General features: G+C 66.1%; 17 protein-coding genes and 1 pseudogene. 7 read left to right on the forward strand and 11 right to left on the reverse strand.

Translation table 11 applies throughout. The annotated features are described in order from the left end of the window. Nucleotides 1-30: 30 nt before the first annotated feature. The 4 genes from G6N09_RS12405 to ku all read right to left on the reverse strand — a co-directional run bounded on the left by G6N09_RS12405 (nucleotide 31) and on the right by ku (nucleotide 4,174). Nucleotides 31-1,254: an Nramp family divalent metal transporter gene (locus tag G6N09_RS12405; RefSeq protein ID WP_083026907.1), complete on the reverse strand. Its 1,224-nt coding sequence runs from the start codon at nucleotides 1,252-1,254 to the stop codon at nucleotides 31-33. 87 nt (nucleotides 1,255-1,341) lie between these two features. Beyond that, a complete protein-coding gene (locus tag G6N09_RS12410) occupies nucleotides 1,342-2,427 on the reverse strand; it encodes an NAD(P)H-dependent amine dehydrogenase family protein (RefSeq protein WP_083026883.1) in 1,086 nt (361 codons plus the stop codon). A gap of 11 nt (nucleotides 2,428-2,438) precedes the next feature. Continuing rightward, complete coding sequence (locus G6N09_RS12415; protein ID WP_083026884.1) at nucleotides 2,439-3,230, reverse strand: SDR family oxidoreductase; 792 nt, start codon at nucleotides 3,228-3,230, stop codon at nucleotides 2,439-2,441. A gap of 77 nt (nucleotides 3,231-3,307) precedes the next feature. Continuing rightward, on the reverse strand, nucleotides 3,308-4,174 hold the full coding sequence (gene ku, locus G6N09_RS12420; RefSeq protein ID WP_083026885.1) for a non-homologous end joining protein Ku: 867 nt from the start codon (nucleotides 4,172-4,174) through the stop codon (nucleotides 3,308-3,310). 62 nt (nucleotides 4,175-4,236) lie between these two features. On the opposite strand from ku, the gene G6N09_RS12425 reads away from it, so the two are divergent. Together G6N09_RS12425 and G6N09_RS12430 are read left to right on the forward strand one after the other, a co-directional pair. After that, on the forward strand, nucleotides 4,237-6,519 hold the full coding sequence (locus tag G6N09_RS12425; RefSeq protein WP_083026886.1) for an ATP-dependent DNA ligase: 2,283 nt from the start codon (nucleotides 4,237-4,239) through the stop codon (nucleotides 6,517-6,519). A gap of 3 nt (nucleotides 6,520-6,522) precedes the next feature. Continuing rightward, a pseudogene (locus G6N09_RS12430) lies at nucleotides 6,523-7,470 on the forward strand (fumarylacetoacetate hydrolase family protein); the annotation flags it as partial. Nucleotides 7,471-7,478: 8 nt separating this feature from the next. Here G6N09_RS12430 and G6N09_RS12435 read toward each other — a convergent pair. The 5 genes from G6N09_RS12435 to G6N09_RS12455 all read right to left on the reverse strand — a co-directional run bounded on the left by G6N09_RS12435 (nucleotide 7,479) and on the right by G6N09_RS12455 (nucleotide 14,860). Next, on the reverse strand, nucleotides 7,479-9,590 hold the full coding sequence (locus G6N09_RS12435) for a cellulase family glycosylhydrolase (protein WP_244959506.1): 2,112 nt from the start codon (nucleotides 9,588-9,590) through the stop codon (nucleotides 7,479-7,481). Between the two features lie 118 nt (nucleotides 9,591-9,708). Next, the gene (locus G6N09_RS12440) at nucleotides 9,709-11,820 is read right to left on the reverse strand and encodes a cellulase family glycosylhydrolase (RefSeq protein WP_244959507.1); all 2,112 of its coding nucleotides are present in this window, start codon (nucleotides 11,818-11,820) and stop codon (nucleotides 9,709-9,711) included. A 459-nt stretch (nucleotides 11,821-12,279) separates the two neighbouring features. Beyond that, entirely contained in the window at nucleotides 12,280-13,152 is an 873-nt protein-coding gene (locus G6N09_RS12445) for a TIGR03619 family F420-dependent LLM class oxidoreductase (RefSeq protein ID WP_083025914.1), read from the reverse strand. 83 nt (nucleotides 13,153-13,235) lie between these two features. Then, complete coding sequence (locus tag G6N09_RS12450; protein ID WP_083025955.1) at nucleotides 13,236-13,961, reverse strand: DUF4873 domain-containing protein; 726 nt, start codon at nucleotides 13,959-13,961, stop codon at nucleotides 13,236-13,238. Then, nucleotides 13,958-14,860 (reverse strand): AurF N-oxygenase family protein, encoded by a 903-nt coding sequence (locus tag G6N09_RS12455; RefSeq protein ID WP_083025912.1) that lies wholly within the window; start codon nucleotides 14,858-14,860, stop codon nucleotides 13,958-13,960. Before G6N09_RS12455 ends, G6N09_RS12450 begins: the two co-directional genes overlap by 4 nt. A gap of 195 nt (nucleotides 14,861-15,055) precedes the next feature. On the opposite strand from G6N09_RS12455, the gene G6N09_RS12460 reads away from it, so the two are divergent. The 5 genes from G6N09_RS12460 to G6N09_RS12480 are packed head-to-tail and all read left to right on the forward strand — an operon-like array spanning nucleotide 15,056 to nucleotide 18,961. Next, nucleotides 15,056-16,597, forward strand: coding sequence for an AAA family ATPase (locus tag G6N09_RS12460; protein ID WP_083025910.1), 1,542 nt, complete (start codon nucleotides 15,056-15,058; stop codon nucleotides 16,595-16,597). Then, nucleotides 16,590-16,862: a hypothetical protein gene (locus G6N09_RS12465; protein ID WP_083025908.1), complete on the forward strand. Its 273-nt coding sequence runs from the start codon at nucleotides 16,590-16,592 to the stop codon at nucleotides 16,860-16,862. The genes G6N09_RS12460 and G6N09_RS12465 overlap by 8 nt, the downstream gene beginning before the upstream one ends. 55 nt (nucleotides 16,863-16,917) lie before the next feature. Further along, on the forward strand, nucleotides 16,918-17,316 hold the full coding sequence (locus G6N09_RS12470) for a phage holin family protein (RefSeq protein WP_083025906.1): 399 nt from the start codon (nucleotides 16,918-16,920) through the stop codon (nucleotides 17,314-17,316). 18 nt (nucleotides 17,317-17,334) lie between these two features. Beyond that, nucleotides 17,335-18,198: an Fpg/Nei family DNA glycosylase gene (locus G6N09_RS12475; protein WP_083025904.1), complete on the forward strand. Its 864-nt coding sequence runs from the start codon at nucleotides 17,335-17,337 to the stop codon at nucleotides 18,196-18,198. Nucleotides 18,199-18,211: 13 nt separating this feature from the next. Then, entirely contained in the window at nucleotides 18,212-18,961 is a 750-nt protein-coding gene (locus G6N09_RS12480) for an SDR family oxidoreductase (RefSeq protein WP_083025902.1), read from the forward strand. 16 nt (nucleotides 18,962-18,977) lie between these two features. Here the strand turns inward: G6N09_RS12480 and cysW are convergent, their stop codons facing one another. Continuing rightward, nucleotides 18,978-19,808: a sulfate ABC transporter permease subunit CysW gene (gene cysW / locus G6N09_RS12485; protein WP_083025900.1), complete on the reverse strand. Its 831-nt coding sequence runs from the start codon at nucleotides 19,806-19,808 to the stop codon at nucleotides 18,978-18,980. Continuing rightward, on the reverse strand, nucleotides 19,805-20,689 hold the full coding sequence (cysT, locus tag G6N09_RS12490) for a sulfate ABC transporter permease subunit CysT (protein WP_083025953.1): 885 nt from the start codon (nucleotides 20,687-20,689) through the stop codon (nucleotides 19,805-19,807). The genes cysW and cysT overlap by 4 nt, the downstream gene beginning before the upstream one ends. Nucleotides 20,690-21,236: the final 547 nt, after the last annotated feature.

Consider the following 21,236-nt stretch of genomic DNA (forward strand, 5'->3'; position numbering starts at 1 on the left):
GATAGGTGGGCGGCCTCGGAACCGCCACAACTAGCGCAGCGTCAGATAGATCAGCGCCGCATTGAGCGACCCGATCACCACGGTGACGGCCCAGCCCAGCGCCGAGGTGAGAGTCTTGTTGGCATCGGCGCCCATCAGCGTGCGGTTGCTGGTCAGCCGGATCAGCGGGACCAGGGCAAACGGAATGCCGAAAGACAACACCACCTGCGAGATCACCAGTGCCCGCGTCGGCTCCACCCCCAGAGCCAGGATGGCCAGCGCCGGGCCCAACGTGATCAACCGGCGCCAAAGCAGCGGAACCGACACCTGCAATAGGCCCTGCATGATCATCGCGCCGGCGTAGGCGCCCACCGAGGTCGAAGCCAACCCGGACGCCAAGAGCCCGATGGCGAACAGCAACGCGACCGTGGGGCCCAGGGTGTGGCCGACCGCGGCGTGCGCGCCTTCGATGGAATCGGCGTGGTCCGCGCCGCGCAGACTATTGGCCGCCACCACCAGCATGGCCAGGTTCAACGTTCCGGCAGCCAGCATCGCCAGGCCGACGTCCCAGCGGGTCACCCGCAGCAGCCGCCGTCGCGCCGGACCGGGTTCGGGCTGACCATGCCGGTCCCGGGCCAGCCCGGAGTGCAGGTACACCGCATGCGGCATGACGGTCGCGCCGAGGATCGCGGTGGCCAGCAGCACACTTTCGGCGCCGTCGAAGCGAGGCAGCAGGCCGGCGACGACGTCGGTCGGCGCCGGTGGCGCGACCACCAGGCTGGCCAGGAAGCCGACGGCGATGATGATCAGCAGTCCGCTGGTCACCTGCTCGAACATCCGCGGTCCGCGCCGGTCGCCCACCGCCAACAGGGCCATCGACACCACCCCGGTGATCAGGCCGCCGAGCAGCAGCGGCAGCCCGAAGATCAGGTTCAGTGCGATCGCTCCGCCCACCACCTCGGCGAGATCGGTTGCCATGGCCACCAATTCGGCCTGTAGCCAATAGACGATCCGGACCGGTCTGCGGCTGTGGGCGCCGATCACCTCCGGCAGTGAGCGCCCGGTCACCAAACCGAGCTTGGCCGACAGGTACTGCACCAACCCGGCCATGACGTTGGCCGTGACGATCACCCAGACCAGCAGGAAACCGTACTTCGCCCCCGCGCTGACGTTGGCGGCGACGTTGCCCGGGTCGACGTAGGCGATGGCGGCGACGAAGGCCGGGCCGAGCAACGCCCAGCCCGGCTTCAGTCCCGCCGCGGTGTCCTGGGCCACCGGCACCCTTTCGATCCGGATTGACGAATAGGAAAGTCAGGGTAGCCGGAATCTCACCGTCTGGCCGGGCTCGCGTCGTCGCTGTGGTCAGCCGGCGTCGTACAGGCCACGCCCGGTGACCAGCGGCAGGTCCAGAGTGGTCCGGATCCCGGCCCCGGCCGCAACCACCGCCGGAATCGCGTTGACCACCCGCATCGCCGTGGCCACCAGGCCGGCGTGGTTGTGGTCGCCATTGGGGCTGGACAGGCACAGGTCCAGCGCATACGACGGCTCGCCGGTGACCTCGACGCGGTAGGACCCACCCGGCTGGGCCGGCTGCGGCCACTCCGGACACAGGTCTTCGCGCAGCCGGGTCACGTGCTCAAGAACCACCGCGGCCTTTCCGTCGACCATGCCGCGCACCTCGAAGCGCAATGCGGCGGCCGTGCCCTCGGCGATGGCACCGGAAGAGATCGAGAAGTCCTCGGGTGCGGGCACCCGAATATGGGACTGCTCGACGGAGTCCAATTCCAGCCCCAGGCCCGCGGCGAGTTGGCGCACCACCGAACCCCACGCCAGGCTCAGTACGCCCGGCTGCAGCAGCATCGGGGTCTCGTCCATCGGCCTGCCGAAGCCCATCACGTCGAACATGACGGCCGCGCTGTCGTAGGTGGCGTAGTCGACGATCTCCATGCAGCGGATCTGCTGGATGCTCTGGCAGGTTCCGGCCAAGGCCAGCGGCAGCAGGTCGTTGGCGAAACCCGGGTCGATGCCGTTGATGAACAAGCTGGCGTTGCCGGCCTTGGCGGCGTCCTCGATCGGGGTCAGCATCTCCGCGGGGATGACGTTCCACGGGTATTGCAGGAACACCGCGCTGCTGCCGACCACGTTGATACCGGCGCCCAGGATGCGCTTGAAGTCCTCCAGCGCCTCGACGAGCCGGTTGTCGGCCAGCGCGGTGTAGACCACGCAGTCGGGCTTGGTGTCGAGCACCTGCTGCAGATCGGTGGTCGCGGTCACGCCGGTGGGAGTGGCCGGGGCGTCCAACCCGGCCAGTTCCGCAGCGTCCTTGCCGGCCTTGGCGTCCGAGGACACCCATACGCCGGTCAGTTCGTACTCAGGGTTGGTGATCAGTGCCTTCAGTGCGTGGACACCGACGTTGCCGGTGCCGATCTGGGCAACACGAATAGCCATAGGTCAGTTCCTCACAGGTCCGGGACGGGCAGGTCGAGGTTCGGGAAGGTGAGGCCGCCGTCGACTTCAAGCACCTTGCCGGTCAGGTAGGCCCCGGCCGGGGAGGCCAGGTACAGCGCGGCGGCCGCGATCTCCTCGGGTTCGCCGAGCCGGCGCATGGGGGTGGCCTTCTCCATGGGAGTGCGCAGCTCCTCGTTGGCGGCCACCACGTTGAGCGCCGAGGTCAAGATCGATCCGGGTGCGATCCCATTGACGCGGATCTTGGGGCACAGGTCGAGAGCGGCCAACCGGGTGTAGTGCGCCAGGGCCGCCTTGGCCGTTCCATAGGCGGCGAATCCCCGCCCGGGGACTCGTCCCATGGTGGAGGTGATGTTGATGAAAGAACCTCCGCCGGAGTGCTCCAGCATCAGCGGCACCGCCGCGATGGTCAGAGCATGCGCGGTGGCGACGTTGAAGGTGAACGCGTCTTTGAGGTCCTTGGTGGACGTGGTCAGCAGGGTGTTGGGCATCGTTCCGCCGACGTTGTTGACGACGATGTCGAGCCTGCCGAATGCCTCGACCGCTTCGGCGGCCAGCTTCGCCGTCTCCTCGGGGTGGGCCAGATCGGCGACGACGATGTGTGCGCGACGGCCGGTCGCATGGATCTGTTCTGCAACTGCCTCTAGTTCGGACTGCGTGCGCGAGGCGATCACCACATCCGCGCCCGCCTCGGCGAACGCTACCGCGATGGCCGCGCCCAACCCCCGGCCAGCGCCGGTGACCACGGCTGTTTGATTGTCGATTCGGAACTTGTCGAGTATCACTTCGCCACGCTAACAAATATTCGCGATGAGCTGAACAGCTTTTTTGAAACACGTTCTAATTCAGTGTTGAGGGCAGATCAGGACTTCCGGGCGGTGGCCTTCTTCGCCGGCGCCTTCTTGGCAGGAGCTTTCTTGGCCGGGGCCTTCGCGGCCTGCGCGCGCTTCTTGACGCTGGCTTCCAGCTTGGCCAGCAGATCGGAGACGTCCTCGGTGGAATCGAGGTCGGCGGGACGCTCCTCCGGTGTGAAGGCCTCGTCGCCTTCGAGCTTGGCCGCGATCAGCTCCTGCAACTGCTCCTGATACGTGTCGTGGTAGCGGTCGGAGTCGAAGTCGTCGGCCATGGATTCCACCACCTGGCCGGCCATCTTCAACTCGGCCGGTTTGATCTCCACGTCTGCGTCCAGGGAGGGGAAGTCGGGGTCACGGATCTCGTCGGGCCACAGCAGCGTGTGCACCACCATCACCTCGCGCTTGGAGAAGTCCTTGACCCGCAGCGCCGCCAGCCGGGTCTTGTTGCGCAGGGTGAAGTGGACGATAGCCACCCGATCCGTGTCCGCCAGCGTTTTCGCCAGCAGCACATAGGATTTGATCGACTTCGAGTCCGGCTCCAGAAAATAGCTGCGGTCAAAGAGCATCGGGTCCAGATCGCCGGCCGGGACGAACTCGAGCACCGCGATCTCGTGATCACGCTCCTCGGGCAGGTTGGCGATGTCGTCGTCGGTGATCACCACCATCCGGCCGTCGTCGGCCTCGTACGCCCGGGCGATGTCGCCGTAGTCGACCACCTCGCCGCATTCCTCGCACACCCGCCGGTAACGAATTCGACCGTGGTCTTTGGCGTGCACCTGACGGAACTTGATGTCATGGTCCTCGGTGGCGCTGTAGACCTTGACCGGCACGTTGACCAGACCGAATGCGATCGAACCCTTCCAGATGGAACGCATAAGGCCAGTATGCCCACGCGAGAGTGCCGATAACCTGCATTGGCGCGACGTAGGTTGGTCGTATGACCGCTGAGTCCGCGCAGACCCGGGTCACGCTGACCAACGCCGACAAGGTGCTCTACCCCGCCACGGGCACCACCAAAGCCGAGGTCTTCGGCTACTACACCCGTATCGCCGAGGTGATGCTGCCGCACATCGCGGGGCGCCCGGCGACACGCAAACGCTGGCCCAACGGGGTCGAACAGGGCTCCTTCTTCGAAAAGCAGGTGGCCTCCTCGGCGCCGGACTGGCTGCCTCGCGCCGACATTCAGCATCGCTCCGGCGTCACCACCTATCCGATCATCGAGGACCTCGACGGCCTGGCCTGGATCGCCCAGCAGGCCGCGCTGGAAGTCCACGTCCCGCAGTGGCGATTCGAGGAGCAATGGAGCCACGGCGGCAAGGTGCTCGCACCCGGGCTGGCAACGCGTCTGGTGTTCGACCTCGATCCCGGCGAGGGCGTGTCGATGAGTCAGCTCGCCGAAGTGGCGCGTGCCATTCGTGACGTGATCTCCGATCTGGGCCTGCAGACCTTTCCGCTCACCAGCGGTAGTAAGGGACTGCACATCTACGCGGCGCTGGAGCGTCCGGTCAGCAGTTCCGGCGCCGCGTCGGTGGCCAAACGTGTTGCCCAGCAACTCGAAAGCGCCCTGCCGATGCTGGTGACGGCGACCATGTCGAAGAAGCTGCGGGTGGGGAAGGTCTTTCTCGACTGGAGCCAGAACAACGCGTCGAAAACCACCATCGCACCGTATTCGCTGCGGGGCCGCGAGCAGCCCACCGTTGCCGCTCCACGCACCTGGGCCGAGATTGACGATGCGGAACTGCGGCAGCTGCGCTTCGACGAAGTGCTCGACCGTGCCGCCCGTAACGGCGACCTGTTGGCCGGCCTAGACCCGCCGCCGCAGGCACCCGACCGGTTGGCCGTATACCGGGCCAAACGTGCCGCCGATCGGACTCCCGAACCCGTTCCGGCCGCGGCCCCGGCGCCCAGCGCCGGCAACAGCTTTGTCATCCACGAACACCACGCCCGCCGGTTGCACTACGACTTCCGGCTGGAGCGTGACGGAGTGCTGATGAGCTGGGCGGTACCCAAGAACCTTCCGGCCACGACGTCGGTCAACCATCTTGCGGTGCGTACCGAAGACCATCCGCTGGAATACGGCAGCTTCGAAGGCACCATCCCCAAGGGCGAATACGGTGCCGGCACCGTACGCATCTGGGATTCGGGCACCTGTGTGACCGAGAAGTTCGAGGACACCGCCGAAAAAGGCGAGGTGATAGTCGTTCTGTCCGGACACCGGATCTCCGGGCGATACGCGCTCATCCGCACCGGAGGAAACCAGTGGCTGGCGCACCGCATGAAAGACCAACAGGCGTTCTCGTTCGCAGAGCTGACGCCGATGCTGGCAACGCACGGGTCGGTGGCCCGGCTGACGCCGAGCCAGTGGGCCTTTGAAGGCAAATGGGACGGGTATCGCCTGCTGGTGGAGGCCGATCACGGCCGGCTGCGGTTGCGGGCCCGCAGCGGCCGGGACGTCACCGGTGAGTATCGACACCTACCATTTCCCGCCACGGACCTGGCCGAGCATCACCTCGTGCTCGACGGCGAGCTGGTCGCACTCGACGACGCCGGAGTGCCCAGCTTCGCCGCGATGCAGAACAGTGCCCGGGCGGCCCGGCTGCAGTTCTGGGCCTTCGACCTGCTCTATCTTGACGGCCGTCCGCTGCTGCGGGTGGCCTACCGGGATCGTCGGAAGCTCTTGGAAACCCTTGCGCAGGGAACCGATCTGGTGGTCCAGGATCTGCTTTACCCCGACGGGGCGAAGGCACTGGAGCAGTCACTCAGCCTCGGCTGGGAGGGTGTGGTCGCCAAGAAATGGGACTCGGCCTACCAGCCGGGGCGCCGGTCCTCGGTGTGGATCAAGTCCAAGCACTGGCGGACTCAGGAGGTCGTGATCGGCGGCTGGCGCGCCGGGGAGGGCGCCAGGGGCGGTGGGATCGGGTCACTGTTGATGGGTGTCCCCGACGCCGGCGGCCTGCGCTTTGTCGGTCGGGTCGGAACGGGGTTCACCGAGCGTCAACTAGCGGCCCTCAAGGAACTGTTGCTGCCTCAGCTGGCCGACGAATCACCTTTTAACGCAGAGCTTTCCACCGCTGATGTGAAGGATGTCACGTTCGTGAAGCCGACGCTGGTGGGGGAGGTGCGCTATAGCGAACGCACCTCCGATGGCCGGCTGCGCCAGCCCAGCTGGCGCGGCCTGCGGCCCGAGAAGACGCCTGGCGATGTGGTGAGTGAGGATTGATCGATGCGTTGGGTGACCTATCGAGGCGAAGACGATGAGCGCACCGGGGTGCTGGACGGCGACGTGATCCACGCGCTGCCGCCCGGCGTGAGCCTGCTGGAGCTGATCCGGCTCGGCCCGGACGGCCTGCGTGAAGCCGGCGAGCGGGTGCTGAAGACGCCCTCGAAGACAGTGCGGGCCGATCAGGTGGTGCTGCGGGCGCCCATCCCGCGCCCGCCGTCGATCCGCGACAGCCTGGGCTTCTTGGAACACATGCGTAACTGTCTGGCCGCCACCGGGCGGGGCCGCGACCTCGACGACACCTGGTACCGGATACCGGCATTTTATTTCGCTTGCCCGGCAACGGTTCTGGGTCCCTACGACGATGCGCCGATCGCGCCGGGCAGCGTCTGCCAGGACTTCGAACTGGAGGTCGCCGCGGTCATCGGCACACGCGCGGCGGATCTGTCGGTGGAACAGGCCGAGCAGGCCATCATCGGCTACACGATTTTCAACGACTGGTCGGCGAGAGACCTGCAGGCGCAGGAAGGGGTGCTGGCAATCGGGCAGGCCAAGGGTAAGGACAGCGGTGTCACCCTGGGGCCCCACCTGGTCACCCCCGATGAGTTGGAGCCCTACCGCGGTGACGGCAGACTCAGCCTGCACGTCACCGCGATCGTCAATGACGTGATAGTCGGGACCGGGTCGACCGAGACCATGGACTGGAGCTTCGGGGAGATCATCAGCTACGCATCGCGCGGGGTCATGCTGGAACCGGGTGATGTCTTCGGTTCTGGCACGGTACCGACGTGCACGCTGCTGGAACACCTCGACCCCGCACGGTCGCAACCGTTCCCAGGCTGGCTGAGCGACGGTGACGTGGTGACCCTGCAGGTACAGGGGCTCGGCGAGGTACGCCAAACGGTGCGCGCCAGCGCTCCGCCGATACCGCTGGCGGAGCGCCCGCGGCCCCAGACCGGCTAGATCCGGATCACCCTGACGCTGATGGTGGAGGCGTCGCCATTGGATCCGATTGTCAGCAGTGGGGCATTGGGTGCTGAGGTGACGGTTCCGCCGGTGATCTCCACGGTGTAGCCGTTGGGGAAGTGGTTGGGCGGAACGGCGATGGTGGTCGTCGCATCGGCCCCGAAGGAGCCTGAGCCGTCGGCGCGGTCGGTGGTGTAGCTGAAGTTGAACTCGCCGTTGCTGAAGGAGATGCCGGTCGGGATGCCGGAGACCGCCTGGGGGTAGGGCTGGGCCAGGAGGTCGAGCTTGTCCCAGTTGACGTTGTCGCCGACCGGAGGCAGGTTCGTGTCGTAGACCAGTGCCTGGTCTTCCGGCGAGGCGCTGGTGATGTCCTTACCGGTGTAGGCCCATGCCGCCCAACCAAGCAGATTCTGGTTGGACCCCACCAGGCTGGCGTCGATGGCCCCGAGGTTGTTGGTGGCACCGAACTCGCTCAGCCAGCCCGGAACGTTGTTCTCCTCCATGTAGTCGTTGGCGTAGCCGAAGACGATGTCGGCGTTCCAGTCGCAGCCGAAGCTGGAGCCAGGGATCAGCGACGTCGTGACGCAGTAGTGGTGGAACGAGAACACCGAGTTCTCGTCGTCCACCGCTCCCAGGTGGGTGGGCACCGGCAGGCTGCCGAACAGCGTGTTGGGCTCGTAGAACACCGTCTTGTTCGGGTCGACGGAGCGGATGGCTGCGATGATCTGGTCGTAGAACGGGGTCAGCTGCTGAGAGTCGAAGTAGGGGTTGCCCAAGATGCTGCCCAGGGCCTGTGAACCCGCCCACGGCTCGTTCATGATCTCGTAGCCGGCGACGTTCTCGTTGCCCTTGAAGTAGTTGGCCACCGCCTGCCACATGATCCCGTAGTGGTTCTGCAGACCGATACCATCGGGCGCCTTCTCGTTGCCCCAGAAGGCGTCCCAGGCGTAGTTCTGCGCCGGGCTGATCGGGTAAGTCCCCGGGAAGCCCACACCGAAGTGGGGGAGCCCACCGGTCAGAACGGCCCAGTCGGGGGCGCCCTCCCCGCCGAATTGCTCGCTGTAGAGGTCTTGGTGCATGTCGAGCACGACTTGGATGTTGTAGCGGCCGAGGATTTCGACGGTGTTCTCGATGGAGGCCAGGTAGTCGTAGTCGATGACGCCGGGTTGTGGTTGGACGCCGGCCCAGATCACGCCCAGGCGCACGACATTGAAGCCGTTGGCGGCCAGGAAGGCGGCGTCCTTTTCGCCGAAGCCGTCGGCGGAGGGCTCATACGGGGGGATCTTGTAGACCTGGTTGAGTCCGCGCAGTAGCACGACTTGGCCGTCACTGTTGGTGAGCCAGCCGTTGGAGACCTCGACCGGTGCGGGGACGGTGCCGGTGATGCCGCCGGGCAGGGTGCCGAATTGTCCTACGGCGCCGTGAACTCCGTCGAGCAGGCCGGCGGTTCCGCCGACGCCGCCGAGGGCGGGCAGTCCGGCCGCGGTGGGGCCGTCACCGGCATCGCCGCCTGCGCCGCCGTTGCCGAAGAGCCAGCCGGCGGCTCCGCCGTCGCCGCCTGCGGCACCTGCTCCACCGTCTCCGCCTGCGCCGCCGTTGCCGAGGATTCCCAGGGCGGCGCCGCCGGCGCCGCCGGCGACACCGTCGGTGGTGCTGTCCCAGCCGGCGCCGCCGTTACCGAAGATCCAGCCGCCTGCGCCGCCGTTGGGGTTGGCTTCGGTGCCATCGGCGCCGTTGCCGATCACGGTGGAACCGAACAGCTGGTTGATGACGCCGTTGACCTGGCCGCCGATCTCGCTGTCGATCCACTTCTCGGCCAGGCTGTAGAGCCCGGCGTAGGGGTCGAAGCTCAAGGACAAGGCCGAGCCGGGCTCGGCCAGCGCGGTGAGTGCGGCATTCCAGTGGTCGGCGGACAAGAACGTTTCCCATGCCGAGCTGTCCACCGCGGCCTGGCTGTCCAGCTCGCCGGCCGTGAACGGCGCGAACAGCGCCTCCATCATGTCTTCCAGATCGGCGTGAGCCGGCGCGGTCATGGGAGCGATCGCCATGAATGCGGCGATACCGACAACCTTGCTGCCCACGACCTTGCTGCGGTGACGAGACATCCCGACAAACCTTCCCTGCACGGACCACAAACGTTTTCTGAAGTCTGCCTGAGAAGTTAAACGAGTTGCTTACGTAACGCAAGGTAGAGGCAGTTGGAGGCCTGCGGCGTGCCGTGGGCTAGATCCGTATCAACTTCACGGTGATGGTGGAGGCGTCGCCGTCGGATCCAATGGTCAGGACTGGGGCATTGGGTGCTGAGGTGACGGTTCCGCCGGTGATCTCCACGTTGTAGCCGTTGGGGTAGTGGTTGGCCGGCACGGCGATCGAGGTCTCAGAGCCTGCCCCGAACATGCCTGAGCCGTCGGCGCGATCTGTGGAGTAGCTGAAGTTGAATTCGCCGTTGTTGAAGGTCAGCGACGTGGGGATGCCGGAGATGGCCTGGGGGTAGGGCTGGGCCAGGAGGTCGAGTTTGTCCCAGTTGACGTTGTCGCCGACCGGGGGCAGGTTGGTGTCGTAGACCAGCGCCTGGTCGTTGGGCGATGTACTGGTGATGTCCTTGCCGGTGTAGGCCCACTCGGTCCAACCGAACAGATACCGGTTCGCCGCCTCCAGGCTGGCCCCGATGGTCGGAAGATTGTTGGTGGCGCCGAACTCGCTCAAGAACGCCGGGATGTTGTGTTCCTGCGCGTAGTCGTAGGCGAAGCCGAACACGGCGTCGGCGTTCCAGTCGCAACCGAAGCTCAGGCTGGAGACGATCGCGTTCACCATGCAGTAGTGATGGAAGGAGTAGGCGGTGTTGGGGTCCTCCACCTCGCCGAGGTGGGTTCGGACCGGCAGCGATGCCTCCAAGGTGGTCGGTCCGAAGAAGACCGTCTTGTTCGGGTCGACCGAGCGGATGGAATCGGTGATCTGGTTGTAGAACGGGGTCAGCTGCTGGGCGTCGAAGTAGGGGTTGCCCAACAGGCTTCCCAGCCAGTGCGAGCCGGCCCAGGGCTCGTTGATGATCTCGTAGCCGGCAACGGTCTCGTTGCCCTTGAAGTAGTTGGCGACTTCCTGCCACATCATTCCGTAGTGGTTCTGCACGCCGATGCCATCTGAGGCCTGGGTGTTGGCCCAGAACGCATCCCACGCGTAGTTCTGGGCCGGACTCACGAAGTAGCTGCCGGGGAAGCCCGCATCGATATTGGGTAGGCCACCGGTGAACGTGGCCCAGTCCGGTGCGCCGTCGCCGCCGAAGTAGCCGCCGTAGAGGTCTTGGTGCATGTCGAGGATGACCATGATGTTGTGGCGGCCCAGCATGTCGACGGTGTTCTCGATGGAGGCCAGGTAGTCGTAGTCGATGACGCCGGGTTGTGGTTGGACGCCGGCCCAGATCACGCCCAGGCGCACGACATTGAAGCCGTTGGCGGCCAGGAAGGCGGCGTCCTTTTCGCCGAAGCCGTCGGCGGAGGGCTCATACGGGGGGATCTTGTAGACCTGGTTGAGTCCGCGCAGTAGCACGACCTGGCCGTCACTGTTGGTGAAGTAGCCGTTGGAGACCTCGACCGGTGGGGTCACGGTGCCGGTGTAGCCGTCGGGCAGGGTGCCAAAGCTGCCATTATCGCCGTGGGTTCCGTCGAGCAGGCCGGCGGTTCCGCCGACGCCGCCGAGGGCGGGCAGTCCGGCCAGGGTGGGGCCGTCACCGGCATCGCCGCCTGCGCCGCCGTTGCCGAAGAGCCAGCCGGCGGCTCCGCCGTCGCCGCCTGCGGCACCTGCTCCACCGTCTCCGCCTGCGCCGCCGTTGCCGAGGATTCCCAGGGCGGCGCCGCCGGCGCCGCCGGCGACACCGTCGGTGGTGCTGTCCCAGCCGGCGCCGCCGTTACCGAAGATCCAGCCGCCTGCGCCGCCGTTGGGGTTGGCTTCGGTGCCATCGGCGCCGTTGCCGATCACGGTGGAACCGAACAGCTGGTTGATGACGCCGTTGACCTGGCCGCCGATCTCGCTGTCGATCCACTTCTCGGCCAGGCTGTAGAGCCCGGCGTAGGGGTCGAAGCTCAAGGACAAGGCCGAGCCGGGCTCGGCCAGCGCGGTGAGTGCGGCATTCCAGTGGTCGGCGGACAAGAACGTTTCCCATGCCGAGCTGTCCACCGCGGCCTGGCTGTCCAGCTCGCCGGCCGTGAACGGCGCGAACAGCGCCTCCATCATGTCTTCCAGATCGGCGTGAGCCGGCGCGGTCATGGGAGCGATCGCCATGAATGCGGCGATACCGACAACCTTGCTGCCCACGACCTTGCTGCGGTGACGAGACATCCCGACAAACCCTTCTGCATGCCTCAATTCCTGAGGTGTAGCTAAGAAGGTAGACGGCTTGCTGAGCGGCGCGCAAGGTTCCCACGCAAGTCGGGATCGTTTACGTGGGTTTCGTTGTGTGTTGGTCGGGTGCAGCCACTAACGGACGTTGATCAACATTGGGTCGCCGCCCGAACCCACTGCCGGCGGGCGTCGGTCTGTGCGGCCTCGGCGGCCGCAGCGCGCAGCCGGCGGACAAGCCGCTGGCGGGCAATGTGGCCGGTCCTTGTCTCAGTCGGTGGATACGTCGTTGTCTTCATGTGGATACCCCCTGCAGGTCACGCAACGAGAACTGCAGTACCCGACCGCCCGCGGCGGTCAGCGCACACCAAGGTCAACGCAAGCGGCTGCCGGTTATATCCCGATTCGGCCCGGATAAAACGTGACGGTGCGCACGCACCGCCTCCGCTGTGGCGGGCGTCACCCCGCCTTGGCGATGACGTGCTCGGCGAACCGCTCAAGGTTGCGGATCTTGGTGTCCAGAGGCTCGGTGTCGGGACCGAGGATGTAGGGCACCCGGAAGCCCACGATGACATCGGTGACGCCCTTGTCTTCCAGGCGTTTGATGCCGTCGAGCGTGAACCCGTCGACCGAGATCACATGGATCTCGAACGGGTCGTCGGCGCGGCCTTCCTCCTCGCGGAGCTCCTTGAGCCGCGTGATGAGCCCGTCGAGTTCGGCCGGATCGCCACCGCCGTGCATCCAGCCGTCGTGACGTGCCGCGCGACGCAGGGCGGCTTCGGCATGGCCGCCGATCAGGATCGGGATCGGCTGTGACGGGGCGGGGGCCATCTTGGTTTTGGGAATGTCGTAGAACTCGCCGTGGAACTCGAAGTAGTCGCCGGTGGTGAGGCCCTGGATGATCTCGATGCACTCGTCCATCCGCTTGCCGCGCCGCGCGAACGGCACTCCCATCAACTCGTAGTCCTCCGGCCACGGGCTGGTGCCCACGCCCAGGGCAAGCCGGTTGTTGATCATCGCAGCCAGTGAACCGGCCTGCTTGGCCACCAGTGCCGGCGGGCGGATCGGCAGCTTGACCACGAACGGGGTGAACCGCAGGGTGCTGGTGACCGCACCCAAGGCGGCGATCAGCACGAAGGTCTCAATGAAGGCCTTGCCGTCGAGGAATTCCCGGTTGCCGTCGGGGGTGTAGGGGTATTTCGAGTCTGATTCGAACGGGTAGGCGATGCTGTCGGGGATCGTCATGCTGTGGTAGCCGGCGGCCTCGGCGGCCTGGGCGAGCGGAATGTAGTAGCTCGGGTCGGTCATCGCTTCGGCGTAGGTGAACCGCACGTGGTCTCCTCGGTCTTGTGGTGTGGGCGCTGTTCTCTGCATAGCAGATTCACCGGACCGGACCGTGTGTGGGGGGACTCCGATCAGCTCCGCGGCGGCAGCGCGATCCGTACCTCTTCGGGGTCCTCCAGGGGATATGGAGGATAGCCAGCGGCGCCGATCACGGTCAGTGAGCCCCACGGGGTCCGCTCGGCGACGCGGCCCGACGCGGTGTGCTCGCCGATCCGGATGCTGACCTGCGAGCCGGTGACTCCAGTTCCGGGAAGATCGGCGAAAAACATTCCCTGCCAGTGATATTGGCCGTCAATAGGGTCGAAATGGCCGGTCAGGCGTACCCGGCTCGGGTAGTCCTCGTCTCGGTGGATGAGGACGGCGGGACCGTCGTAGATCTCGTCCTCTACAGCGACCGAACCGGTGAGATAGAACCGCGAGATGCCCCGGGTCGGCAGGAACGGGTGCACCCGCAGTCGGGGCGCGCGCGACTCGATACGACTTGCTCCACTGCGCCGCAAGTTGTCGATCAGCCGGGCCACATAGCGAGCCTGCCGCCGGGTGTGCGGGCCGGGAAGCTGGAACCGGTTGGGGACACCATGCCGGGCGACGACGGCGTCGGTGGACTCTGCGGTGCTGATCAGCGTGCGGGCGATCAATTGTTCGCCGCTGCCGGTGGTCACTGTCCAGGTGTCGGTGTCGCTGTCGAACCGGGTCGATACCGTCGCCGGGTCGAGGGCGCGGGTGCCGGGGATCACGCCGTGCAGCCGCGCGGAATCGCCCAGTACTAGGACTTCCAGGACGCCCGAGGCGCTCACAGGAACCCGGCCCGCCGCCACATTCCGCGGGCCAGTCCGCCCATGAGTCCGACCTCTTCGAAGAACGCGGCCAAGGGCGCGAACGACGCACGAGATGCCTCGTGAAAGTGCGGGTTGGTGCGTGCCGTACGGCGTGCTGCGCGTCCGTCCAGCCCGACCCGGTTGTAGACGACGGGCAAGGTGAACAGGTGGCGATAGAAGGGGCCGCCGACGCCCTGCAGGTTGGCCAACAGGAAGCGACGGTAGCGGGGCATCGCCGGGACGCTGCGCCGCAGGCCATCCCGGGCGTACTGAATGTGCCGCGCCTCTTCGGTGACATGGATGCGCATGACCCGTCGCACGATCGGCTGCAGGTCCGGATCGTCGAGGATCTGACGCTGCAACGCGTCGAAGATCTCCTCGCCGACCAGCGCCGCTCCCCACAAGATGCTGCCGCGGAACAGGAACGGGAGCGCATTGATGACCATGCGCTGGTGTAGCCGTGGGCGCACCGGCACCCCGCCGATCCGGCCGATGGTCTTGCCGAACATCAGCATGTGCCGGGTCTCATCGCCCAGTTCGGTCAGTGAGTAGTGGGTGGTGCGTGCGGTGGGGTTCTTGTGCATCATGTCGCGCAGCAGCGCCTGGTTGAGGATGTTCTCGAACCAGATGCCGGCCGACAGCACGTTGACCAGCTCCTGGCGCGACATCTCGATCTGCTGTTCGCGGGTCATCGCCTCCCACAGGTCGGTGCCGTAGAGGGTGCACATGCGGGGCGGGAGGAAGAACTTGTCCTGCTCCAGCGGGGCGTTCCAGTCGATGTCGACGACGGGTTCGTAGGACTTCTTCACCGAGCCCTTCAGTAGACGCTCGGCGAACTCCTCCCGGGTCGGTTCGCTGGGTCGCACCGCAGTGGTCATGACGGAATCCCTTCTCCCTCGGACTTCACAAGTTAGGAGCCGCGGAAAGACATGTCAATACCGCTGGTACCGGATACCGTCGGTTCGTTTCAGGGTCGCGGAAACGATGTCTACTGGCGGTCCTGCCGCGGCCCGTCTCGCCCATGACCTCGGGAAACCACGACTGAACTGGGGTTTCCTGCCACAATTGTGGCCATGCGACCGGGCCTGGCGGACCGAAATGCTGAGACCGCAGCCGTGCGCGCCTTCCTGGAGGCCGCCCTGACCGGACCCGCATCCCTGCTGGTCGAAGGCGAAGCCGGCATCGGCAAGTCCACGCTGCTGTGGGATGCCGCCGCGACTGCCACCACGCGCGGGTACCGAGTGCTCTCGGCGTCGGGCGCTCCAACCGAGGTGCGCTACGCCTATACCGCGGTGGCCGACCTGCTCGGTGGTGTCGACGCCGAGGTGCTGGAACAGTTGCCCGACGAACAGCATGCGGCAGTGGACCGCATCCTGCTGGGCGGCGGTGACGGCCCCGCCAGCGATGAGCGGATAGTGGCCACCGCGTTTCTGGCGGTGATCCGCAGGCTGAGTTCGGTGACCCCGGTGTTGCTGTGTATCGACGACGTCCAATGGCTGGACATGTCCAGCCGGATGGTGATCGGTTTCGCGCAACGGCGGCTCACCGGGCGGGTCGGTCTGTTGTCGGCCCTGCGAACCGGTGAGGTGGATGCCGCCGACGTGAATTGGCTGGGCCCTGCATTCCCCGGTTCGATCGAGCGCCTGCGGATCACGCCCCTGACCCTGGGTGGAGTGCACGCCCTGATTTCCGCACGGCTGGGGCGTACCCTACCTCGCCCCACCATCACCCGGATTCACCAAACATCCGGCGGTAACCCGTTTTTCGCCCTCGAGTTGGCGCGGTTCATCGCCGAAGATCCAGCCATGGCCGCGATCGGCCTGCCCGACAGCCTGGCGGCGCTGGTGCGCGACCGCATCGGGCAACCCGACGCGGACGTCGGCGCAGTGTTGCTGGCCGCGGCCTGCGCGGCACCGCCGACCGTGGAGCGAGTGAGCCTCGCCACCGGCATCAGCACTGATCGGGTAGTCGAGGTGGTCGAATCCGCACAGGCGCGCAGTGTCGTCGAGATCGACGGTAGCCGGATCCGGTTCCGTCATCCGCTATTCGCCACCGGCGTCTACAGCGCCGCGGGCCCGTCGGAGCGGCGGGCCATGCACCGCCGGCTCAGCGCCATCGTCACCGAAGCCGAGGTCAAGGCCCGGCACCTGGCCCTGGCGGCCACCACCGCTGACCCCGACGTGCTTCAGGCGCTGGATGGAGCGGTCGCGGTTACCCGGGCACGAGGCGCTCCAGCGGTGGCCGCCGAATTGATCGAGCTGGCCATGAACCTCGGGGACGACAACCCGGTTCGTCGAATTCAAGCCGCAGAGCAGCATTTCCGTTCCGGTGAGATGGCCCGTGCGCGTTCGCATCTGCGGTCCGTTCTCGATGATCTCCCGGCCGGGAACCCGTTGCGATGCATGGCGCTGATGCTCCTTGCTGCTGTCACCGGCTATGGCGAAAGCCTGGTGACCGCCACTGAACTTCTCACTCAGGCGGTAGATGAAGCCGCCGATCACGCTATTCTGCAGCTTCCCGCGCCGGCCTGTTTGCGGCACTCAATCCCGGGAATTTCCAGGGAAAACCCTGATTCGCAGGGCGCGCGCCACCGGCTAGCGTCCAGGAATGGGTGACAACGGATCGGCACGCCAGTGCTTCCTCGTCGAGTGGTACCAACCCGGATTGGCCGAATCAACCGTCGACGCCGCCATCGATCGGTTGTCGGCTGCCGCAAGCGGGCCCTCCGTGACGTTGATCGTGGCAGTGGCGGCGCCCGCGGACGAGACGCTCTTCGGTGTAGTCGCCGCGGACTCCTCGGACGTAGTGGTGGCGGCATGCCGGGAGGCCGGTTGGCATGTCGATCGGATCACCGCGGGAGTACGGGCCCATATCGGATAAGCGCCTGATCGCCGAAGTCGAGTCTTCATCGACGTCATGGTGGCAAGATCTGCCCATGACACCGTTTCTGCTCCGCGCGGCACTGACCGGACTCGCTTTGTGGGTAGTCACCAAGATCGTTCCCGGGGTCCAATTCATCGGCGGCGACAACACGGCACAGCGGGTGGGCATCATCTTCGTGGTGGCGCTCATCTTCGGCTTGGTCAACGCGTTCATCAAGCCGGTGGTCCAGCTGCTGTCGATCCCGCTCTATATCGTCACGCTGGGGTTGTTCCACATCGTGATCAACGCGCTGATGCTGTGGATCACCGCGTGGATCACCGACAACACCACGCACTGGGGTCTCTACATCGCTGATTTCTGGTGGGATGCGATCTGGGCCGCGATCGTGTTGTCGCTGGTGGGCTGGGTCTTGTCGCTGGTTCTGCGCGACGCCGGACGTATCAGCCGGTAAGCGGGCAGACTCGAGGGCATGCCGGAGCTGCCCGAGGTCGAAGCGCTCGTCGATCACCTGCGGCGGCACGCCGCTGGTCACACCATCGGCCGGGTCGACGTCGCGGCACTGTCGGTGCTCAAGACCTTTGACCCCCCGCCGACGGCGTTGCATGATCGGGCGGTGACCGGCGCCCAGCGGTGGGGCAAGTACCTGGGACTGCAGACCGGTGGACTGTTTCTGATCGCGCACCTGTCCAGGGCTGGGTGGCTGCGCTGGTCGGATCGGCTGGCACCCGCGCCGCTGCGTCCGGGCAAGGGCCCGATAGCGCTGCGGGTGCATCTGGGCGATCCGGGTCAGGCCCCCGGTTTCGACCTGACCGAAGCCGGCACCCAGAAGCGGCTGGCGGTCTGGGTGGTCGATGATCCGGCGAGGGTGCCGGGCATCGCGACTTTGGGCCCTGACGCGCTCGCGGTTGGTGCTGATGAGCTCGCCCGACTGCTGGCCGATCAGACCGGCCGCATCAAGACCGTCCTTACCGATCAGAAGGTGATCGCGGGGATCGGCAATGCCTACAGCGACGAGATTCTGCATACGGCGCGGCTCTCACCCTTCGCCACCGCCGCAAAGCTGTCGGCAGACCAGCAAGGCGCGTTGCACGACGCCATGCATGCCGTGCTGACCGATGCCGTGACGCGCTCGGTCGGCCAGCAGGCTGCGACGTTGAAGGGGGAGAAGCGGTCGGGGCTGCGAGTGCATGCCCGAACCGGACTGCCGTGTCCGGTGTGTGCCGACACGGTTCGGGAAATCTCGTTCGCCGATAAGTCATTTCAGTACTGCCCAACGTGCCAGACCGGCGGCAAGGTGCTGGCCGATCGACGGATGTCGCGGCTGCTCAAGTAGTTAAGCTGCCTGGATGACACGTCAGAGGATCCTCATCACCGGTGCCAGCTCAGGATTGGGAGCCGGTATGGCTCGTGCCTTCGCGGCACGAGGGCGTGACCTGGCCCTGTGCGCCCGCCGAACTGACCGCCTCGAAGAACTGAAAGCCGAACTGACGGCGAAGTTTCCCGGTATCACCGTGGTGGTGGCCGCGCTTGACGTGAATAACCACGATGAAGTGCCCAAGGTGTTCCAGCACTTCGCCGACGAGTTGGGCGGGATCGACCGGGTGATCGTCAATGCCGGCGTCGGCAAGGGCGCTCCGCTCGGGTCCGGCAAGCTGTGGGCGAACAAGGCCACCATGGAAACGAACTTGGTCGCCGCGCTGGTGCAGATCGAGACCGCGCTGGAGATGTTCACCTCGGCCGGCCATGGTCATTTGGTGCTGATTTCGTCGGTGCTGGGCAACAAGGGCGTGCCGGGTGTGAAGGCGGCGTATGCCGCCAGCAAGGCCGGGGTGTCGTCACTGGGTGAGTCGTTGCGCGCCGAGTATGCCGGCGGCCCGATTAAGGTCACGGTGCTGGAGCCGGGATACATCGAATCGGAGATGACCGCCAAGTCCGTGTCCACCCAGTTGATGGTGGACAACGAGTCCGGTGTCAAGGCGATGGTGCGCGCTATCGAACGCGAATCCGGTCGGGCCGTGGTCCCGCCTTGGCCGTGGGTGCCGCTGGTGTGGCTGTTGCGCTGGTTGCCGCCGCGGCTCACCAAGAGCTTTGCCTGATCGGCAGTCCGCTCGGTCAGCGGGTTGCCCACTCCAGGTCCTTGGCTCGCCTTCGGTACAGCAACAGTGCCGCCTTGGCGATCAAGAACGCGACGGCCACCCCCATCAGCAATGTGGACACCGCGTAGGCGCCGTACTCGGCCCCGCGGTGGTAGCGGTCGTTGACCAACAGGGTCAGGGTCTGAGACTGCCCGGGCAGGTTCGAGGACACCATGATGACCGCGCCGAACTCGCCGAGGGTGCGTGCTGTGGTCAACACGATGCCGTAGGTCAGGCCCCACCGGATCGATGGCACGGTGATCCGCCACAGCGTCTGCCAGGCATTGGAGCCCAGCGTCGCCGCAGCCTGTTCCTGCTCGATCCCGATCTCGACGAGCACCGGCTGGACCTCGCGCACCACGAACGGCAGCGTGACGAAGATGCTGGCCAGCACCATGCCGGGCAGTCCGAAGATGATTTTGAATCCGAGACTGTTCTCGACGAAGCCCAGCGCCCCCGACGAACCCCACAGTGCGATCAACGCGACGCCGACGATGATCGGCGAGACCGCGAAGGGCAGATCGAGGATGGCCTGGAGGGCTGACCGGCCCCGGAATCTGTTGCGTACCAGAAGGATCGATGTCGATACACCGAACAGTGCGTTCAGTGGCACCACGATGATCACCAGCAGTAGGGACAGTTTCAGCGCCGAGACGGCCGCGGGTGTGCTTATCCAGGACCAAAAGTGGCTCAGGCCTGGCTCAAAAGTGCGGTACAGAATCACCGACACCGGCGCGATCAGCATCACCCCGATATAGGTCAAGACGGTCAGCCGGAGCACGTGGCGGCCGCCTACGGGCGACGTCACTCGTCCTGCTCCTCGCGTTTGGCTGCGCGTCCACCCACGGTTCGCAGGACCACCAACACAGCGAGCGAGATCGCCAACAACACCATCGATATCGCTGCGGCACTGGTGTGGTCGTCGTTTTCGACCAGCGCGCGGATCCACTGAGAAGACACCTCGGTCTTGCCCGGAACCGCGCCACCGATAGTCACGACGGAACCGAACTCGGCAACGCAGCGCGAAAACGCCAGCCCGGCGCCGGTCAAGATCGCCGGCTGCAGCGAGGGCAGGACAACCGTGGTGAACGTGGTGAGGCGTGTCGCGCCCAGTGCTGCGGCCGCCTCCTCGACGTCCCGGTCGATCTCCATCAGCACCGGCTGGACGGCGCGTACCACCAGGGGCAACGTGACGAATGCCAGGGCCATCGCAACCCCGGGCGGAGTGTGCTGCAGGTGAATGCCGATGGGGCTGGCGCTGCCGTACAGGGCCAGCATCACCAAACTGGTGACGATTGTCGGCAGGGCGAACGGCAGATCGATCAGCGCATCGATCGCCCCCTTTCCGACGAAATCGTCACGGACCAGCACCCACGCGGTGGCGAGGCCGAACACCACGTCGAGCACCGTGACCAAGACGGAGATGGTCAGGGTCACGCGAAAGGATTCCAGCGCCGCGTGCGAGGTGACGGCCAACCAGAAGCCTTGCCAGCCCTTGGTGCCGGATTGCCAGGCGATGGCGGCTAGCGGCAGGAGCACGATCACCGACAGCCACAGGGTGGTTATCCCGACGCGAAGCGGTGTGACGACAGAACGGACCGCAACGGTGGCCGGGTGCGGTGTGGCGTCTGCGGTGTCCGTGCCGGGCGCGCGGCGCGCAGCCGGCGGGGATTCGGTCGTGACAGTCATCAGCTGGATCCGAGAGAAGAGTGCATGCTGGCCTTCCAATGCCCGAGAGTTTCGGCACGGATCACCGAACCGGTGACTGCCGAGAATTGGCTACTGGCGGGGTCAGCGACAACAGAACGCAACGCGCGCCACGCCGCTGCGCTCAGCACGGGACGCCTTCTGCATGGCGCGAAGCTTAGAGAAACCTGGACGTGAAAATCTTGCTCGTCCTGCGAGGTGTTCGGACGCGCGAGCGGTTCCGCGGTCGAGGATTGTGCGCTGCGATCAGCGGTTCCGCGCTGCAGGCGGGGCCGGCGTCAGGTCCATGCGGACCGCGATCTCGGCCGCGTCGGAGAGTAACGCGTCGCAGGCGCATCTCTCGCGAAACGTGTTAACAGCAGCGGGAATTCACCGCGCAGCAGGTACCTTCCCGGGGCGCCCGGTCATGATTGGCGGCTCATCGATGCCGGCCGAACTGGCCATTCGCCGGCGTGAAAAGCGGACCCGCCGAACCGCCACCGATGGGCGCACCGAGGTGCTGGCTACGGAAAAAGTCAGGGTGCGAGAA

This window comes from Mycolicibacter minnesotensis (genome assembly GCF_010731755.1).
Lineage (GTDB): Bacteria > Actinomycetota > Actinomycetes > Mycobacteriales > Mycobacteriaceae > Mycobacterium > Mycobacterium minnesotense.

Excerpts from the sequence above, each read along its gene's own strand:
- G6N09_RS12470 (WP_083025906.1), top strand. The coding sequence starts at position 16,918 with ATGACACCGTTTCTGCTCCGCGCGGCACTGACCGGACTCGCTTTGTGG.
- G6N09_RS12455 (WP_083025912.1), bottom strand. The coding sequence starts at position 14,860 with ATGACCACTGCGGTGCGACCCAGCGAACCGACCCGGGAGGAGTTCGCC.
- G6N09_RS12465 (WP_083025908.1), top strand. The coding sequence starts at position 16,590 with ATGGGTGACAACGGATCGGCACGCCAGTGCTTCCTCGTCGAGTGGTAC.
- G6N09_RS12410 (WP_083026883.1), bottom strand. The coding sequence starts at position 2,427 with ATGGCTATTCGTGTTGCCCAGATCGGCACCGGCAACGTCGGTGTCCAC.
- cysT (WP_083025953.1), bottom strand. The coding sequence starts at position 20,689 with ATGACTGTCACGACCGAATCCCCGCCGGCTGCGCGCCGCGCGCCCGGC.
- G6N09_RS12440 (WP_244959507.1), bottom strand. The coding sequence starts at position 11,820 with ATGTCTCGTCACCGCAGCAAGGTCGTGGGCAGCAAGGTTGTCGGTATC.
- ku (WP_083026885.1), bottom strand. The coding sequence starts at position 4,174 with ATGCGTTCCATCTGGAAGGGTTCGATCGCATTCGGTCTGGTCAACGTG.
- G6N09_RS12435 (WP_244959506.1), bottom strand. The coding sequence starts at position 9,590 with ATGTCTCGTCACCGCAGCAAGGTCGTGGGCAGCAAGGTTGTCGGTATC.
- G6N09_RS12425 (WP_083026886.1), top strand. The coding sequence starts at position 4,237 with ATGACCGCTGAGTCCGCGCAGACCCGGGTCACGCTGACCAACGCCGAC.
- G6N09_RS12475 (WP_083025904.1), top strand. The coding sequence starts at position 17,335 with ATGCCGGAGCTGCCCGAGGTCGAAGCGCTCGTCGATCACCTGCGGCGG.
- G6N09_RS12480 (WP_083025902.1), top strand. The coding sequence starts at position 18,212 with ATGACACGTCAGAGGATCCTCATCACCGGTGCCAGCTCAGGATTGGGA.
- G6N09_RS12460 (WP_083025910.1), top strand. The coding sequence starts at position 15,056 with ATGCGACCGGGCCTGGCGGACCGAAATGCTGAGACCGCAGCCGTGCGC.